Annotated in this window: 16 protein-coding genes; 7 read left to right on the top strand and 9 right to left on the bottom strand. The window is 72.9% G+C overall.

Annotation, left to right across the window (positions count from 1 at the left end; all coding sequences use genetic code 11):
- Window positions 1-170 precede the first annotated feature (170 nt).
- The 4 genes from xylB (at window position 171) to I598_RS15540 (ending at window position 6,459) form a co-directional block, all read left to right on the top strand.
- A complete protein-coding gene (gene xylB / locus I598_RS15555; RefSeq protein ID WP_068203963.1) occupies window positions 171-1,655 on the top strand; it encodes a xylulokinase in 1,485 nt (494 codons plus the stop codon).
- Between the two features lie 224 nt (window positions 1,656-1,879).
- Window positions 1,880-3,244, top strand: a complete 1,365-nt coding sequence (locus tag I598_RS15550; RefSeq protein WP_068203961.1) for a glycoside hydrolase family 6 protein — start codon at window positions 1,880-1,882, stop codon at window positions 3,242-3,244.
- 237 nt (window positions 3,245-3,481) lie between these two features.
- Window positions 3,482-5,110, top strand: a complete 1,629-nt coding sequence (locus I598_RS15545) for a pectinesterase family protein (RefSeq protein ID WP_068203959.1) — start codon at window positions 3,482-3,484, stop codon at window positions 5,108-5,110.
- Window positions 5,107-6,459: a serine hydrolase domain-containing protein gene (locus I598_RS15540; RefSeq protein WP_068203958.1), complete on the top strand. Its 1,353-nt coding sequence runs from the start codon at window positions 5,107-5,109 to the stop codon at window positions 6,457-6,459. The genes I598_RS15545 and I598_RS15540 overlap by 4 nt, the downstream gene beginning before the upstream one ends.
- A gap of 83 nt (window positions 6,460-6,542) precedes the next feature.
- Here I598_RS15540 and I598_RS15535 read toward each other — a convergent pair whose 3' ends face one another.
- From I598_RS15535 to I598_RS15500, 8 genes are all read right to left on the bottom strand, one after another.
- A complete protein-coding gene (locus I598_RS15535; protein WP_068203957.1) occupies window positions 6,543-7,466 on the bottom strand; it encodes a carbohydrate ABC transporter permease in 924 nt (307 codons plus the stop codon).
- On the bottom strand, window positions 7,463-7,945 hold the full coding sequence (locus tag I598_RS15530; RefSeq protein WP_068203955.1) for a hypothetical protein: 483 nt from the start codon (window positions 7,943-7,945) through the stop codon (window positions 7,463-7,465). Before I598_RS15530 ends, I598_RS15535 begins: the two co-directional genes overlap by 4 nt.
- Entirely contained in the window at window positions 7,942-9,234 is a 1,293-nt protein-coding gene (locus I598_RS15525; protein WP_068203953.1) for a glycoside hydrolase family 28 protein, read from the bottom strand. Before I598_RS15525 ends, I598_RS15530 begins: the two co-directional genes overlap by 4 nt.
- Before the next feature lie 110 nt (window positions 9,235-9,344).
- The gene (locus tag I598_RS15520; protein ID WP_068203951.1) at window positions 9,345-10,856 is read right to left on the bottom strand and encodes an extracellular solute-binding protein; all 1,512 of its coding nucleotides are present in this window, start codon (window positions 10,854-10,856) and stop codon (window positions 9,345-9,347) included.
- A 14-nt stretch (window positions 10,857-10,870) separates the two neighbouring features.
- Entirely contained in the window at window positions 10,871-11,536 is a 666-nt protein-coding gene (locus I598_RS15515; RefSeq protein ID WP_068203949.1) for a YesL family protein, read from the bottom strand.
- Between the two features lie 30 nt (window positions 11,537-11,566).
- Window positions 11,567-12,556, bottom strand: coding sequence for an ABC transporter permease (locus I598_RS15510; RefSeq protein ID WP_083973394.1), 990 nt, complete (start codon window positions 12,554-12,556; stop codon window positions 11,567-11,569).
- Between the two features lie 243 nt (window positions 12,557-12,799).
- The gene (locus I598_RS15505) at window positions 12,800-13,327 is read right to left on the bottom strand and encodes a dihydrofolate reductase (RefSeq protein ID WP_068203948.1); all 528 of its coding nucleotides are present in this window, start codon (window positions 13,325-13,327) and stop codon (window positions 12,800-12,802) included.
- Window positions 13,324-14,142 carry a thymidylate synthase gene (locus I598_RS15500; RefSeq protein ID WP_068203947.1) on the bottom strand — a complete coding sequence of 273 codons (819 nt, stop codon included), beginning with the start codon at window positions 14,140-14,142 and terminating at the stop codon, window positions 13,324-13,326. The genes I598_RS15505 and I598_RS15500 overlap by 4 nt, the downstream gene beginning before the upstream one ends.
- A gap of 42 nt (window positions 14,143-14,184) precedes the next feature.
- Between I598_RS15500 and I598_RS15495 the strand changes: the two genes are divergently transcribed.
- Window positions 14,185-14,775 carry a hypothetical protein gene (locus tag I598_RS15495; protein ID WP_068203946.1) on the top strand — a complete coding sequence of 197 codons (591 nt, stop codon included), beginning with the start codon at window positions 14,185-14,187 and terminating at the stop codon, window positions 14,773-14,775.
- A 108-nt stretch (window positions 14,776-14,883) separates the two neighbouring features.
- Here the strand turns inward: I598_RS15495 and I598_RS15490 are convergent, their stop codons facing one another.
- Entirely contained in the window at window positions 14,884-15,171 is a 288-nt protein-coding gene (locus I598_RS15490) for a hypothetical protein (RefSeq protein ID WP_068203944.1), read from the bottom strand.
- A gap of 96 nt (window positions 15,172-15,267) precedes the next feature.
- On the opposite strand from I598_RS15490, the gene I598_RS15485 reads away from it, so the two are divergent.
- Complete coding sequence (locus I598_RS15485; RefSeq protein WP_068203942.1) at window positions 15,268-15,777, top strand: OsmC family protein; 510 nt, start codon at window positions 15,268-15,270, stop codon at window positions 15,775-15,777.
- A complete protein-coding gene (locus tag I598_RS15480; RefSeq protein WP_068203940.1) occupies window positions 15,774-16,265 on the top strand; it encodes an SRPBCC family protein in 492 nt (163 codons plus the stop codon). The genes I598_RS15485 and I598_RS15480 overlap by 4 nt, the downstream gene beginning before the upstream one ends.
- Window positions 16,266-16,268: the final 3 nt, after the last annotated feature.

The raw sequence follows: 16,268 nt of genomic DNA, 5'->3' as shown, positions 1-16,268 counted from the left end.
CGAGCACTCGCCAGCCGCGGAACCGCAGCCTCGGCCGATCATGAGAACAGGCTGAGGCGTCCCCCTGCCGAGATCGACCCGTGCGGACCGAGATCGACCTTCTGAAGGTCGATCTCGGTCCGCACGGGTCGATCTCGGCGCATCACCCTCTGACTACTCCTGGAGCGAAGATGCCCCTCGTGGCAGGCGTGGACACGTCCACGCAGTCCTGCAAGATCGTCGTCCGTGACGCCGCGACGGGCGCGCTGGTGCGCTCGGGTGCGGCCAAGCACCCGGACGGCACGGAGATCCACCCGGACCACTGGTGGACGGCGTTCGGCGAGGCCGCGCGCGCGGCGGGCGGCCTGGACGACGTCGCCGCGATCGCCGTCGGCGGCCAGCAGCACGGCCTGGTGGCGCTCGACGCCGAGGGCCGCGTGATCCGTGACGCCCTGCTGTGGAACGACACCCGGTCCGCCCCGGCAGCCGAGGACCTGATCCGCGAGCTCGGCGACGGCGACCGCACGGCGGGCGCGCAGGCGTGGGCCGACGCGACGGGTTCGGTGCTGGTGGCGTCGCTGACGGTCACGAAGCTGCGTTGGCTGCGTGACGCCGAGCCGGAGAACGCGACCCGGGTCGCGGCGGTGGCGCTCCCCCACGACTGGCTGACGTGGCGGATCGCCGGCTACGGCCCGGCGGACTCCTCGCCGCTCGGGCCTGACCTCGACGCGCTGGTCACGGACCGTTCGGACGCGTCGGGCACCGGCTACTACGACGCGCAGGGCGCCGACGGCGCGGGCGAGTACCGCCGCGACCTGCTGCGTCTGGCGCTGGGTCGCGACGACGTCGTGCTGCCGCGCGTGCTCGGTCCCGCGGAGTCCGGCGGGACGGCGCACCCGTCGGTGGCGGGCGCCGAGGTCGACGGCGGCGCGCTGATCGGGCCGGGTGCCGGCGACAACGCGGGGGCTGCGCTGGGTCTCGGCATGGAGCCGGGCGACATCGCGATCTCCCTGGGGACGTCGGGCGTCGTGTCGGCCGTCGCGCCGACGCGGACGGCAGACGGCTCGGGCGCGATCAACGGCTTCGCGGACGCGACCGGCAACGCCCTCATGCTCGCCGTCACCCTCAACGCGGCCCGTGTGCTCGACGCCGCCCGCACCCTGCTCGACGTCGACGTCGTCGAGCTGGCACGTCTCGCGCAGGCTGCCCCGCCCGGCGCCGACGGCCTGGTGCTCGTCCCCTACCTGGAGGGCGAGCGGACCCCCAACCGCCCCGACGCGACCGGAACCCTGCACGGCATCCGGCTGGCGAACTCCACGCGCGAGCACCTCGCCCGCGCCTATGTCGAGGGGATGCTGTGCGGTCTCGCGGACGGGCTGGACGCGCTGCGCGCCCAGGGCGTGCCGGTGGAGCGGGTCATGCTCATCGGGGGCGCCGCCCGGTCGGCCGCCGTGCAGGAGGTGGCCACGCAGGTGTTCGGCGTGCCCATCACCGTGCCCGAGCCCGGGGAGTACGTCGCCGACGGCGCCGCGCGCCAGGCCGCGTGGGTGCTCGCCGCGGCCGGGGACCCGGCGGCGGACGCGCCGGACTGGGCGACCGCCGTCGACTCGACGCTCGACGCCGACCCGCGGCCCGTCGTGCGCGAGCAGTACGCGGCGGTGCGCGACCTCGTCTGAGCCGCGGCGGCCCGTCCGCGGGCTGTTCCTCGCCTCCGCGACGCGGCCGGCCCACCTGGGCCGGCCGCGTCGTCGTCTCCGGGGCACGACCGGGGCCTGAGTCAGCGCACAGCCGCGCGAGCCAGCGCAGCGGCGGCGGCCCGACCGAATCGTTTAGGTCCTTGGGCGCTGCCGAGCCCTCTCCTAGCGTGGCTCCGTCTGTCCCCTTCGGATCGGAGCACGACATGCAGCAGGTACGACGACGAACCCGCTGGACGGCCCTCGCCGCCACCCTCGCGCTCGGCACCACCGGGGCGGCCGGTGTGGTCGCCGCGACCAGTGCGGCAGCTGCCGCGGGATGCAGCGTCGACTACCGGGTGACGTCGCAGTGGCAGGGCGGCTTCCAGGGTGACGTCACGGTCACCAACCTGGGCGACGCCCTGCCCACGTGGGAGCTCACCTGGACGACGACGTCCGGGCAGCAGGTCACCCAGGCGTGGAACGCCACGGTGACGCAGAGCGGCAGCACGGTGCGCGCCTCGGGGGTCGCATGGAACGCGCAGCTCGGGGCCGACGCCGCGACGAGCTTCGGTTTCATCGGCACCTGGGGCGGCAGCAACCCGGTGCCGACGGACTTCGCGCTCGACGGCGTGGACTGCACCGGGGACGTGTCGGGGCCGACGCCGTCCCCCACGCCCACGCCCGACCCCGACCCCGACCCCGACCCGAGCGAGGAGCCGAGCCCCGAGCCCAGCCCGACGCCGGCACCGGACGGCCCGTTCTACGTCGACCCGGGCACGCAGGGCTACGCCGCCTGGGAGCAGGCGAGCGGCACCGACAAGGCCCTGCTGGAGAAGATCGCCCTGACGCCGCAGGCGTACTGGGTGGGCAACTGGAACAGCGCCGAGGAGGAGCGCGCCGCCGTGGCCGACTACACGGGCCGAGCCGTCGCCGCGGGCGCGACCCCGGTCCTCGCGGTCTACGCCATCCCCGGCCGCGACTGCGGCAGCCACTCCGGGGGCGGGGTCGCCGAGAGCGAGTACGCCCGCTGGATCGACACCGTCGCCGACGGGATCCAGGGCAGCCCGTCCATCGTCCTCGAGCCCGACGCCCTCGCCCAGCTCGGCGACTGCAGCGGGCAGGGTGACCGCGTCGGCTATCTCAGGTACGCCGCACGGGTCCTCACCGAGGCCGGTGGCCGCGTGTACATCGACGCCGGGCACTCCGGCTGGCTCAGCGCGTCCGAGGCCGCGAACCGCCTCAACCAGGTCGGGTTCGAGCATGCCGTCGGCTTCGCCCTCAACACGTCGAACTACCGTCCCACCGCGGGCGAACGGGCGTACGGCCAGCAGATCTCCGCGCTCACGGGAGGCGCCCGGTTCGTCGTCGACACCTCCCGCAACGGCAACGGTTCCAACGGCGAGTGGTGCAACCCGCGCGGGCGGGCCCTCGGCGAACGGCCGGGCGTCGTCGGCGGTGCGGACGGTCTGGACGCCCTGCTGTGGGTGAAGCTGCCCGGCGAGTCCGACGGGTCCTGCAACGGCGGGCCGCCCGCCGGCCAGTGGTGGCAGGAGATCGCGCTGGAGATGGCCCGCAACGCCGCCTGGTAGTCACGGGTCACCGTGCGCTGACTGGTCGAGTTCCACGCTGACTCGCGCCACCGTGCGCTGACTCGGCGATGCCACCGCAAGGACGGTGGTGGGTGGCCGCGCGTCGTCGTCCGTCCCGAAGTGGAGGGCCCCCTGGGGCCCGTGAACGCGACGACGCGCGGCCACCCACCACCGACCGGACCGCAGCACGTGCCGACCGGTTGGACGCCACCGGAAACCGCTTACTAGCCTCGACCCATGTCCCGCACCGTGCACGTCGGCGACGACGCCGACCTCGTCCCCACCCTCGGTCTGGCGCTGGCCGACCCCGACGTCACCGAGATCGTCGTCCATCCCGGCGTCTACCCGGAGCAGGTCGTCGTCGCGCCGCGACGCGCACCCCTGCTGATCCGGTCCCTCACCGGCGACCCCGCCGACGTGGTCGTGACGAGCGACCTGCGCCAGGGCGACCTCGGCGCCACGGGCATGCCGGTGGTCCAGGAGTGCGCCACGTTCACCGTGGACGCCGACGACGTCACGCTGCGCCACCTGACCATCCGCAACACGTACGACAAGCGGCGCGGCACCGACGTGCCGGACCAGCAGGCCCTCGCGCTGCGCACGCGCGGCACGCGGATCGTGGTGGAGGGCTGCCGGCTGCTGGGCCGCCAGGACACGCTGCTGCTGGACTCGCGGTCGTTCGCGCATGTCAGCCACGTCCTGGTGCGCGACTGCCTGGTCGTGGGCGACGTCGACTTCGTGTACGGCCGGGCGACGGCGCTGATCGAGGGCGGCGAGGTCCGCTCGTGCGGTGCCGGGTACGTCGCGGCCCCGAGCACCGTGCTGGAGAACCCGCGCGGGTTCCTGTTCCGCGGCGTGCGGTTCACGGCGGACGACGACGTCGAGCCGGGCTCGGTGCGGCTGGCACGACCGTGGCACCCGGGCGGGCGCCCGGAGGCGGCCGGGCAGGCGCTGTTCGTGGACTGCACGGTGGGGCCGCACGTCGCGGCGGACCGCTGGGCGGACATGGGCGGCTACTCGTGGCGCACGGACGCGCGGTTCGGCGAGTCCGGCACGGTGCTCGCACCGGGCGGTGCGGCGGCGTCGGCCGAGCACGACCTGCCGCTGCCCGCCGGCGTCGACCCCGACGAGCACCTGACCGGCTGGTCGCCCGCTCCCCCGCCGCGGGGCCGCCTGCACGTGCTCTCCGACTCCACCGCGAGCGACTACACCCCGGACCGCGCCCCGCGGACCGGCTGGGCGCAGGTCCTCGCGGAGCTGAGCGGCCGGGAGGTCGCCAACCACGCGGTGTCCGGGATGAGCACCACCAGCCTGATCGCGAGCGGCCACCTCACCGCCGCGCTGGAGCAGGTGCGACCGGGCGACGTCGTCCTGGTCGGGTTCGGCCACAACGACGCGAAGGACGACGAGCGCCACGCCGACCCCCACCGCGCCTACCCGGCGCACCTGCGGCGGGTGCTCGCCGGCGCCCGCGCCCGGGGCGCGCACCCCGTGCTGGTGACGTCGGTGGAGCGCCGCCGGTTCGACGGCGACCGCGCGGTCTCGACGCACGGCGCGTACCCGCAGGTGGTGCGCCGTCTGGCCGAGACCGAGGGGGTGCCGCTCGTCGACCTGACCCGCGCCACCCGCGCGCTGTGGCAGTCGCAGGGCGTCGAGGGCAGCAAGGCGTCGTTCCTGTGGCTGGAGCCCGGGCGGTGGCCCGGCTACCCGGACGGCGAGCGGGACGACACGCACCTGTCCGCGGACGGCGCCCGTGCCGTCGCCGGGATCGTCGTGGCGGCGCTGCGCGACCTGGGCGTGCTCGACCCGGCCGCCCCGCCGTCCGACGACGCGGTCCGCGCCGACGCGGCGGTGACCGCCCGATGACGACTCCCCCGTCGCTGACCGACCTGCTCGCCGAGCGGGCCCGCGCCCTGGACGTCGCGCTGCACACCGTCGAGGTGCTGGTGGACGGCGAGGTCGTGGAGTCCGCCGCGTGCGCACCCCTGACCCTGGACACCCCGCACCGCCTGTACTCGGTGTCGAAGTCGCTGACGGCGCTGGCCGTGGGTCTGCTCGCCGACGACGGCCTGCTCCGCCTCGACGACCCGGTCGTGCGGTTCTTCCCCGACCAGGTCGGCGAGCATCCCGTCCACCCGTGGCTGGCGGCGACGACCGTCCACGACCTGCTCGCCATGCGCGGCCCGCACCGCGCCACGACGTACAAGCGCTACGACGGCCCCTGGCTGGAGTCGTGGTTCCGCGTGCCGCCGACGCACCGCCCGGGGACGGTCTTCACGTACGACACGAGCGGGTCGTACGTGCTCGCCGCGCTGGTCGAGCGGGTCACGGGTGGCTCGCTCGTGGACTTCCTGCGGCCGCGGCTGCTCGATCCCCTCGGGGTCGGGGAGGTGCGGGTGCTGCCCGGCCCGGACGGCTGGAGCCAGGGCGGCTCCGGGCTCGTGTGCAGCGCCCGCGACCTGCGCCGCATCGCCCAGGTGGTGCTCGACGGCGGCACGCACGACGGCCGCTCCCTGGTCCCGGCCGCCTTCGTCGAGGCCATGACCGCCTCGCAGGCGGACACCCGTCAGCAGTCGTGGGGGTCGGAGCTGCGGCAGGCGTACGGGTTCCAGACGTGGCTTCCCGCACAGGGCGGCTGGCTGATGTTCGGGCTCGGCGGGCAGCTCGCGTGGGGTGACCCGGGGCGCGGGCTGCTGGTGGTGGTCACGGCGGACACCCAGCCGTGCCCGGCGGGCGACCAGCGGCTGATCGACGCACTCCTGCAGGACGTGGTGCCGCGGTGGTGGTCGTCGCGTCAGACCGTCCGCACCGGGTCGCCGTCCGACCTGGCCTGGCCGGCCCCGCGGCACGACCCCGCGCACGCGCGTGCCGTCGTCGGCCGCTGGACCACCGACGTCCCGGACGCCCCGGCGGACGTCGTGCTCGACGTCGGCCCGACCGGCGGCACCGTGTCGGCCGCCGGCGGCTGGGTGCTCACGTTCGACGTGACGGCCCCGACGCAGGCCACCATCGAGGGCGCGCGGGCGGTCGTCACCGCGGGCTGGTCGGGCCCCGGGACGCTGGACCTGCGCTGCGCCGTGCTCGGCGACGAGCTCGCGTCGGTCCGGCTGCGCCTCGTCCTGACGGACGACGGCCTGCTCACCGTGGCCTCGCAGGGCTTCGGCGAGGGCCTCCCCGCCGGCTGGCAGGTCGACGCGACGTACGTCCCGGCGTAGTCCCCCAGCACCGCGCCGAGCGTCTCCGAAAGTGGTCCGTGGGGCTTCCATGGACCACTTTCAGAGACGCTCGGCGGGAGGGGTCAGCCCTTGACGGAGCCGATGAGCGCACCCTTGACGAAGTAGCGCTGGATGAACGGGTAGACCAGCAGCATCGGCAGGGTCGCGACGACGATGACGGCCATCTTCACGGACTGCGCGGGCGGCACCACGTCCACCGCGGAGGCGTCGGCGTTCATGCCGGACGCGACGATGACGATCTGGCGCAGCAGCACCTGGATCGGCCACTTCGTGGAGTCGTTGATGTACAGGATGGCGTTCTGGTACGTGTTCCAGTAGCCGACGGCGTAGAACAGGCCGATCGTGGCGATCGACGCGAGCGACAGCGGCAGGACGATCCGGAAGAACGTGCCCAGGTCGGAGCAGCCGTCGATGCGGGCCGCCTCCTCCAGGGAGTCCGGGATCGCCTGGAAGAAGCTGCGCATGATGACGAAGTTGAACGCGTTGATCGCCACGGGCAGGATCAGCGCCCACAGCGAGTCGATGAGGCCGAGGCTCTGCACCACGATGAACGTGGGGATCATGCCGCCGCTGAACAGCATCGTGAACACCACGAGGAAGTTGATGACGCGGCGACCGCGCAGGTAGCGCTTGGACAGCGCGTACGCCATGAGCGCGGTGAGCAGCAGGCTGACGAACGTGCCGACGATGGTGACGAACAGCGAGACGCCCATCGCCCGGAAGATCGTCGACGTCGACAGGATGTACTTGTAGGCGTCGAGCGTGAACTCGTACGGGACGATGATGAACGACCGCGTCGCGAGCTCGCCGGGGGTGGCGAAGGAGCTGCCGAGCACGTTGAGGAACGGCAGCACGCAGATCAGTGCGAACGTGACCAGCACGATCCCGTTGACGACCTGGAACACCCGCATGCCCGTGGTCTGGCGGCGTGCTCCGGCCTGCTTGGCCTGCCGGGACGACGTCGGCGCGGCGGTGGACTTGCTCATGGGGTACTCCCGAGGTCTGGCTTGCGCAGGGCGAACAGCCCCGCGCTGACGAAGAACAGGAAGGCGACGGGGTAGAGGACGAGCTGGCTGCCGACCAGGCAGACCAGCCCGGCCGCGAGGAACCACCAGCCGGTGCTGCGGCGTCGCGGGCGACGGCGGGCGAGGAAGATGCCGATCGTGCCGAGCAGCAGCACGGCGACGACGGTGAAGCCGAACCAGGCGGCCAGCGTGCGCGCCCCGGTGAAGGCGTCCTCCAGGGCGACCGTGTCCGCGACCAGCCCGGCCCCGCGCATCGCGGGCAGCAGGGCGTCGGCGAACGTCTGCTCGTCCGTCCGGTTGACGACGAGGGCGAACCCGCCGGCCAGCACGGTGGTGAGCGCCATGCCTACGGCCGCGGACCACACCTCGACGGTGCGGCGCACGGGGCGCGCCGCCTCGTCGGCGGTCGCAGCGGGGCGGGGACGCACGGCCGTGCTCACGCCTCGGAGCCCGTCGAGTCGGTGATCCGCAGCGTGGGGCTGTCCTCGACCTGGAAGGCCGCACCGTCGTGACCCTCGACGCGCACCCGCACGATCGACGAGTCCGCGACGTGCCCGAGGCGGAAGCCCTGCCGGGTGACGTCGTCGACCCAGGCGGCCATGGCGGGCTGCCCGGGCACGGGGTCCGCGGCGAACGAGACGGTGACGTCGTCGAGGGTGAGGTCGGTCAGCGGCGCCTCGGGCAGGCCGAACAGGTGGCCGGCGGACGCGTGCACGTCGCGCGCGGTGATGTGCGCGAGGTGGATGCGGCGGAACACCGGGGTGTCGTCGCCCACGGGGTGCGGGTTGCGGTCTCCGACGTGCGGCAGCTTGCCGTCCGGGCCGCAGAAGTAGAAGGGGTTGACCACGAACGGGCACATGACGCCGCGCATGATCACGTTGGTGACGCGGACGTCCTCGACGACGCCGCCGCGACCACGCCGGGCCTTGAACCGGATGCCGCGGTCGGTGCCCTCGAACACGCAGTTGCTGATGACGACGTTGCGCACCCCGCCGGACATCTCGCTGCCCATGACGACGCCGCCGTGCCCGTGCACCATCGTGCAGTTGGTGATGGTGATGTTCTCGCAGGGCACGCGCTCCGGGGAGCGCTCGGTGCCGGCCTTGATGGCGATGCAGTCGTCGCCGACGTCGATGTGGCAGTCGCTGATCCGCACGTTGCGGCACGACTCGGGGTCGATGCCGTCGGTGTTGGGCGAGTCGGCGGGGTTGACGATGACGAGGTTGGTGATGGTGACGTTCTCGCAGAGCAGCGGGTGCACCGTCCAGCTCGGCGAGTTGCGCAGGGTGACGTCGCGGATCGTGACCCGCTCGCACTCGTGCAGGCCGACGAGGGTGGGGCGCGGGTGCGCGAGCTCGTCACGACGGTTCCGGAACGTGTCCCACCAGGGGGCGCCCTGACCGTCGATGGTGCCGAGGCCCGTGATGGACACGTTGGTCTCGCCACGGGCGTACAGGCACGGCTGGTGGATGGTCTCCGGCGCGCCCTCCCACCGCGCCTCGACGGGCGGGTAGAGCGCGGGGTCGGGCACGAACCGCAGGACGGCGCCGGCCTCGAGGTGGAGCTCGACGTTCGAGCGCAGGCGCAGGGAGCCCGTGTGGTGCGTCCCGGCGGGGACGACGACGGTCCCGCCGCCGGCGCGGGCTGCGGCGTCGATCGCGGACTGCCAGCGGGCCGTCCCGACCTCGACGGCGTCGCCGGGGGCGATCTCGACGGTGGCGTTCTGCACGGGTGTCTCCAGGTCCTGCGGGGTCAGGGGGTTCGCGGCGGCCGGGCCGCCGGGTGCGGGGGGTGCGCCCGTGGGGACGCACCCCCCGCCGTGTCAGCGACGGGTCACCGTCAGCCGTTCACCTCGGCGTACGCGGCGGTGTACTCGGCGATGATGTCGTCGAGACCCTGGCCACGGACCTCCTCGATGGCGGCCTCGTAGTCGGCCATCTCGATCGCGCCGGTGATGTACTGGTTGTAGGCGTCGTTGATCTTCTGCTCGATCGTCGACCACTGGCGGTTGTACGCCTCGGACGTGAGGGACTGCGCCGGGTTGACGACGGCGTACTCCTCGTTCTCGAGCATGAGCTCGTTGCCCTCGTCGACGTACGGGACGGACGACTTGTAGGTGACGACCTTCTCCGACGGGCGCGAGGACGAGTAGGGCTGGACCTGCTGCTCCCACGCGGTGGTGTCGGTGATGCTGACGACGCCGTCGGCGTCCGTCTCGTAGTGCGTGCCCTCGATGCCGTTGGTCATGAGGCCGAACGCCTCCTCGTCGATCAGCTTGTCGACGAACCCGAGCATGCGCTGGAGGTCGGCCTCGGACTCGACCTCGGACTTCGGGAAGGCGAGCCAGCCGCCCATGCCACCGTTGGTGTCGGTGAGGATGCGACGCTCGACGTCACCGTAGGTCATGTCGTTGACCAGGGCCCACGCCATCGGGGTCTCCGGGTCGGCGCTCTCGGCGAGGGCCATGTAGTTCTTCGCCTCGAACAGGCCGGTGACGACGATGCCGCCCTTGCCCTGGGCGATCGCGTCCTGCTGGTTCTGCTTCTGGACGGTCACGAACTCCTGGTTGACCGCGCCCGCCTCGTAGACGGAGCGGTACCACTCCATGGCTTCCTTGTACTCGTCGGTGGCGAACGCCGGCACGACCTGGCCGTCGTCGGCCACCTGGAAGGTCTGCCCGGCGCCGAAGTAGCCGGCGAGGGAGCGGAAGCCGACCTTGAAGCTCTCGAGACGGTCGATGAAGCCCGTCGTGTCGTCCTTGCCGTTGCCGTCCGGGTCGTCCGTGGTGAACGCCTTCGCGACCTCGGTGAGGTCCTCGATCGTGTGCGGGGTCTCCAGGCCGAGGTTGTCCAGCCAGTCCTGGCGGACGATGACGCCGTAGCGCGCCTTGACCTTCTGGAAGGGCACGCCGTAGAGCTTGCCGTCGATGCGCGCGGACTCGAGCGTCTGCGGGTCGATCTGCGACAGGTTCGGGTAGTCGGCGAGGTACGGCTCGACGTCCCAGAACATGCCCGACGACATCGCCTGGCGGGTCGTGGAGCTGTCGACCTGGGTGAGGGAGACGATGTCGGCCAGCGCGCCGGAGGCGAGGGCCGCGTTCATCTTCTCCTCCTTCGAGGCGTCCGGGACCCACTGCATCTCGAACTTCTCGCCGGTGTGCTCCTCGAGGGCGGTCTCGATGACACCGTCCGGCTCGGGGGTGGTCGGCGTGTGCAGCATCGCCATCCAGGTGATCGGCTCGGTGGAGGCCTCGCCCTCACCGGTCTCATCCGTGCCTCCGCTGCACGCGGTGAGCGCCAGCGCGACGACCGCGGCCGACGCGGCGCCCTTGGCGAAAGTGCCTCTCCTCATGGACCTTGCTCCTTTCATGACGCCTGCTCCGTCACAGGCGTGTCGAGGGGGTGGTGCATGGTGCGGCCCGGCAGCGCCGGGCTCTCCACCAGGGGTCGAAAGACGATGCGGGTGACCAGCGCGACGACGAGCGCCGGGACGCCGGCCCCGAAGAGCAGCAGCAGCGGGGTGGCGAAGCTCCACAGCAGCCACGTGGTGACCGCGACGACGGTCCCGCCGAGCACGGTCCAGTGCAGGGAGCCGAAGCCGAGCAGCAGCGCGGCACCGAGCTGGCGCGGGACCGACGTGATGTCGGTCGCGGCCATCACGGGGAACACGTAGGCGGCGACCACCACGAGGACGACGAGCGCGACGACGTTGAGCGCGCGCACGGTACCGTCCGGGGAGCGCAGGACGTTGGTGACGACGATCGCGCCGGCGCCGAGCAGGATCCAGCCGACGAGGATCGTGTGCCACGTCCGCTCACGCACGGACCGCCAGAACGTCCGGGCGGGCGGCGGGGTCTCGCCGTGCCGCACCCAGCGGTCCAGGTACGCGGCGAGCGCGTACGACGCGGGCCCGAACCCGACCACCCCGAGGCCGAGCACCGTCGTCGCGACCCACAGGAGGTTGAGGTACGCGAGGCGGTACACGGCGGTGGCGGCCGTGTTGATCCGGACGAATCCTTCGAAGGAGAACATCGTGGTGCCGTCGTCCTGACGCCGGGGGCGTCAGTAGACGCCCTCCTCGCCGAAGCGCTTGGCCATCTTGTTGGCCATGACCACGAGCACGAGACCGACGAGGCCCTTGAAGAGGCCGACGGCGGAGGCGTAGCTGAGCTGGCCGTTCTGGATGCCCGCGGTGTACACGTAGGTGTCGAAGATCTCGCCGACCTCGCGGTTGAGGGAGTTCAGCACGAGGTACATGTGCTCGAACCCGAGCTCGAGGAAGTCGCCGATCGCCAGGATGAACATGACGATGATGGTGGGGCGGATCGCCGGCAGGGTGATGTGCCAGGTCTGGCGCAGCCGGTTGGCGCCGTCGAGCTCAGCGGCCTCGTAGAGCTGGGTGTCGACCGCGGTCATGGCCGCGAGGTAGACGATGGTGCCCCAGCCGGCGCCCTTCCAGATCTCCTGCATGATGTACATCGGCCGCAGCCAGTCGGGGTCCGTGAGGAACGGGACGGGGTCGAAGCCGGCCGCGACGATGAGGTTGTTGATGCTGCCGCCGTCGGTGGAGAGCATCACGTAGAAGATCGAGACGACGATGACCCAGGACAGGAAGTGCGGCAGGTAGATCACCGACTGGATGGTGCGCTGGAAGGACCGGGTGCGGACCTCGTTGAGCAGCAGCGCCAGGATGATCGGCACCGGGAACGCGAACACCAGCATCAGCAGCGAGATGATGATGGTGTTGCGCAGCAGCAGGAAGAACGTGTCCTCGGTGAAGAAGCGCACGAAGTGCTCGAAACCCACCCAGGGGCTGTCGGCGATGCCGAGGAACGGCAGGTAGTCCTGGAAGGCGATGACCAGGCCGCCCATGGGGGCGTACTTGAACACCAGGAAGTAGAGGATCCCGGGGACCGCCATGAGGTACAGCGTGCGGTGCTTGAGCAGCGCGCTGGTCCGCTTCCTGGGGGTGCCGCCTCCGGGGAGGCTCGCGCGCACCGGGGTTCCGGTGGCCGCTGCCGCCGCCGCCTTCGATGCCGTCGTCGCGCTCATCGCGCGGCTCCTGCGTCCGTCACAACCACCATCGGTGCGCCCTTCCGTGCTCGTCCTCGAGCCGTTCGTGGTTCCGAGCGCCAGCGCCCGGTAACCGGTTTCAGGTGAAGGTACAGCACGATTCGCGCGATGGGCAAACGCTTGCCAAGTCGGCCCTCGACCAGGCACAATCCGCGCCCGGCGAAGCCCCGGGCAGCCCGCCGACGGCGGCCGTCCCACGCCGCGACAGGGCGTCGCCGCAGGTCAGCGGCGCCCGTGCGTCCGGACGCGGAACCTGGCCGTGCCCGAGGACGCGGACCAGTCGTCGCCGACGTCGCCGACCGGTCCCCAGGCGTCAGGGTCGAGCACCGGGGCGAAAGCGTCCCCGTCGACGACGGTGTCGACCTCCGTGACGACGCAGCGGTCCGCGAGCGCCAGCGCGGCGGCGTAGACCTGCCCGCCGCCGATCACCCAGACCTCGTCGCCGCCCGGCGCCGCCGCGGCGACGTCCAGCGCCTCGGCGACCGTCGACGCGACCAGGGCGCCGTCCACGGGCCGCCCGCTGCGGCTCACGACCACGTTGGTGCGGCCCGGCAGCGGGCGGAAGCGTGGCGGCAGGGACTCCCAGGTGAGACGCCCCATCACCACCGGGTGCCCGGAGGTGGTGCGGCGGAAGTGCGCGAAGTCCTCCGGGACGTGCCACGGGATCGCGCCCGCCGCCCCGATGACGGGCCGCCCCTGCGCGTCGCGCGCCTGCGCCCAGATCAGCCCGACCGACGTCCCGTCCCTCATACGGCGACGGGCGCCTTGATCGCGGGGTGGTGCTCGTACCCGAGCACCTCGACGTCCTCGAGCTCGTGGTCGAAGATCGAGTCCCGCGGCGCCAGGCGGAGCGTCGGGTACGGGAGCGGTTCCCGGGTGAGCTGGGTGCGCACCTGCTCCAGGTGGTTGTCGTAGACGTGGCAGTCGCCGCCCGTCCACACGAAGTCGCCCACCTCGAGGCCGGTCTGCGCGGCCACCATGTGCGTGAGCAGCGCGTAGGACGCGATGTTGAACGGCACCCCGAGGAAGAGGTCGGCCGACCGCTGGTAGAGCTGGCAGCTCAGCCGGCCGTCCGCCACGTAGAACTGGAACAGCAGGTGGCACGGCGGCAGCGCCATGTTGGAGATCTCCGCGACGTTCCACGCGGACACGACGTGCCGGCGCGAGTCCGGGTTCGTGCGGATCTGCTCGATCACCTGGGCGATCTGGTCCACGTGCCGGCCGTCCGGCGTCGGCCACGACCGCCACTGGACCCCGTACACGGGGCCGAGCTCGCCGTCGGCGTCCGCCCACTCGTCCCAGATGCTCACGCCGCGCTCCTGCAGCCAGCGAACGTTCGAGTCGCCGCGCAGGAACCACAGCAGCTCGTACGCGATGGAGCGGAGGTGCACCCGCTTGGTGGTGATCAGCGGGAACCCCTGGGAGAGGTCGTAGCGGATCTGCCGACCGAACACGCTGGTCGTGCCCGTCCCCGTCCGGTCGTCCTTGTGCGTGCCGTGCTCCAGCACGTCACGCAGGAGGTCCTCGTAGGGCGTCGGGACGACCGCGGCCGGGGTTGCACTCATGGCGACGATCCTACGAGGCGCGTCCGACGCTACGGTGGCGCCATGCGGTCCCGCCCCCTCGTGACGACCGGCGCCCTCGCCGCCACCGTGAGCGTCCTGATCGTGCTGCTGTACGCGGGGCTGATCGGCAGGCGGCTCGGCGACCCGGGGGTGCTCGCCCTCGTCGGCGTGCTCCTGGTGGTCGCGGCGCTGGCCGTGCTCACCTGGTCCGGCGTGGTGGCGGCGCGGGTGCGGGGGCAGGTGCGGCGGGTGGAGCACCTGCGGCCCGGGGTCCCGCTGGTGGTGGGGCGCCCGACGGCGGCGCTCACCGCGGAGGCGCGCTCGCTGCGCGCCGGGACGCGCGGCCTGCCGCCGGACACCTCGGACCGCGAGCACGTCGTCTACGCGTTCCTGCCCGACCGGGTCGAGCTGTGGGTGCGCGGCGACGACGCGCCCCGCTGGTGGGTGACCCTGCCCGCGCCCGTCGCCACGGGGACGGTGCGCGTCGGCCGCACGACCCTCGACGCGCTGTCCCTGCGCGACGCCGCCGCGCACCTCCAGCTCGTCCCGACCTCGGCCGACGCCCGCGCCTGGACGTCCCGCGCGCACCGTGCCGCCGCGGTCGAGCGCACCCACGCCCTCCTGGACCGCTGACCGTCGAGCCAGCACACGATGGCGCGAGTCAGCACAGCCCGTCGCGAGTCAGCGCACGCCGGCGCCAGTCAGCGCACGACGGCGCCAGTCAGCACAGCCCGGCGCGAGTCAGCGCTCCCCCGCGCCGTGCCGCGGCGGACGCCTCATCTCCACGGGCTCGGCCACCGCGTCGTCGGGTGCCCCGCGAAAGTGCGCCCCGCTCTCGACGGGGGCGTGCTCCCCGGCGCCGGTCCCGGCGGGCTGGGTGCGCCGCTCGGCCGCGGCGACGTCCGGTCCGGTCACCCAGTGCCGCTCGGGGTGGATCTCGGGCTCGGGGTCCGCGGGGTGTCCGGCGGCGCTCAGCTCCTCGGGCAGGATCTTGCCGCTCCCGACGTCGGACCGGTCGCGTGCGCTCATCCCCCGATCGTGGCACCGTCACCGCATGCTCGCGCGGGGGCGGCGGTGTGACGGACGCCGTCGCGCCGGGTCCGACGTCGGTGCGAGGATCGGGGCATGACCGACGAGAAGCTGACCGCCGACGACGCCCCTGCCGTGACCCCCACGCCGACGGACCCGCTGTGGGTGGAGCGCACCGGCACGCGCACGTACCGCGGGTACACCGCGCGGGGCGCGAGCGTCGAGATCGGGCCGGCGTCCTCCGGCGCGGTGTTCACGCCCGGCGAGCTGCTGAAGATCGCGCTCGCGGCGTGCGCGGGCATGTCGAGCGACACGAAGTTCTCGCGCGTGCTCGGCGACGACTACCGGGTCACGATCCGTGTGGAGGACCCGAAGGACATGGAGCAGGACCTCTACCCGGTCCTGACGGAGAAGTTCGAGATCGACCTGTCGAGCCTCGACGAGCAGTCCCGCAACAAGACGCTGCTGCTGGCGCAGCGGTCGATCGACCGGGCGTGCACGGTGGGGCGCACGCTCAAGGCGGGCGCGCTGGTGCCGCCGGCGACGTTCGAGCAGCCGGCCGACGACGCGTCCGGCGCCGGGTCCGAGGACCGAGCGGTCCGATGACGGCGGCCCCGTACCGCGTGGAGGCGTCCCGGCTCGTGGCGACGGACGCGGCGACGGCGTTCGCGTGCGTGGCGGACCCGCGCACGCACCCGCGGTGGATCCCGATGACGGTGATCGCGAGCGAGCACGCCGCGGCGCCCCGCGTCGGGGAGCCGTTCACGATGGTGACGGGTCCGTTCGCCCGCCGTACCGGCCGCGGCTTCCCGGACCGGATGACGGTGACGGCCGTGGAGCCGCCGGCAGGCCCGGACGGCGTGGGCCGCACGCGGGTGCGCAAGGACGGCCCCTTCCTGCGGGGCGACGCCGGGTTCGACGTCGTCCCGGTGGACGCGGGCCGTTGCCGGGTCGTGTGGTGGGAGGAGGCGTACCTGGCGGGTCCGTGGCCGCGGCGCCTCAACGCCCTGGCGGTCGGCGTCGTCCTGCGGCTGCTGCTGCACGTCTCGCTGCGCCGCCTCGCCCGCGACCTGTCCGACGGCGCCGGAGCGTGATCA

Origin of the sequence: Isoptericola dokdonensis DS-3 (assembly GCF_001636295.1) — a bacterium.
Lineage (GTDB): Bacteria > Actinomycetota > Actinomycetes > Actinomycetales > Cellulomonadaceae > Isoptericola > Isoptericola dokdonensis.
Note: the sequence above shows the minus strand (reverse complement) of the source record. Positions and strands in the feature narration are given on the sequence as shown.

Coding starts and splice junctions, on each gene's coding strand:
- xylB (WP_068203963.1), top strand. CDS start 171: ATGCCCCTCGTGGCAGGCGTGGACACGTCCACGCAGTCCTGCAAGATC.
- I598_RS15550 (WP_068203961.1), top strand. CDS start 1,880: ATGCAGCAGGTACGACGACGAACCCGCTGGACGGCCCTCGCCGCCACC.
- I598_RS15545 (WP_068203959.1), top strand. CDS start 3,482: ATGTCCCGCACCGTGCACGTCGGCGACGACGCCGACCTCGTCCCCACC.
- I598_RS15540 (WP_068203958.1), top strand. CDS start 5,107: ATGACGACTCCCCCGTCGCTGACCGACCTGCTCGCCGAGCGGGCCCGC.
- I598_RS15535 (WP_068203957.1), bottom strand. CDS start 7,466: ATGAGCAAGTCCACCGCCGCGCCGACGTCGTCCCGGCAGGCCAAGCAG.
- I598_RS15520 (WP_068203951.1), bottom strand. CDS start 10,856: ATGAGGAGAGGCACTTTCGCCAAGGGCGCCGCGTCGGCCGCGGTCGTC.
- I598_RS15515 (WP_068203949.1), bottom strand. CDS start 11,536: ATGTTCTCCTTCGAAGGATTCGTCCGGATCAACACGGCCGCCACCGCC.
- I598_RS15510 (WP_083973394.1), bottom strand. CDS start 12,556: ATGAGCGCGACGACGGCATCGAAGGCGGCGGCGGCAGCGGCCACCGGA.
- I598_RS15505 (WP_068203948.1), bottom strand. CDS start 13,327: ATGAGGGACGGGACGTCGGTCGGGCTGATCTGGGCGCAGGCGCGCGAC.
- I598_RS15500 (WP_068203947.1), bottom strand. CDS start 14,142: ATGAGTGCAACCCCGGCCGCGGTCGTCCCGACGCCCTACGAGGACCTC.
- I598_RS15495 (WP_068203946.1), top strand. CDS start 14,185: ATGCGGTCCCGCCCCCTCGTGACGACCGGCGCCCTCGCCGCCACCGTG.
- I598_RS15490 (WP_068203944.1), bottom strand. CDS start 15,171: ATGAGCGCACGCGACCGGTCCGACGTCGGGAGCGGCAAGATCCTGCCC.
- I598_RS15485 (WP_068203942.1), top strand. CDS start 15,268: ATGACCGACGAGAAGCTGACCGCCGACGACGCCCCTGCCGTGACCCCC.
- I598_RS15480 (WP_068203940.1), top strand. CDS start 15,774: ATGACGGCGGCCCCGTACCGCGTGGAGGCGTCCCGGCTCGTGGCGACG.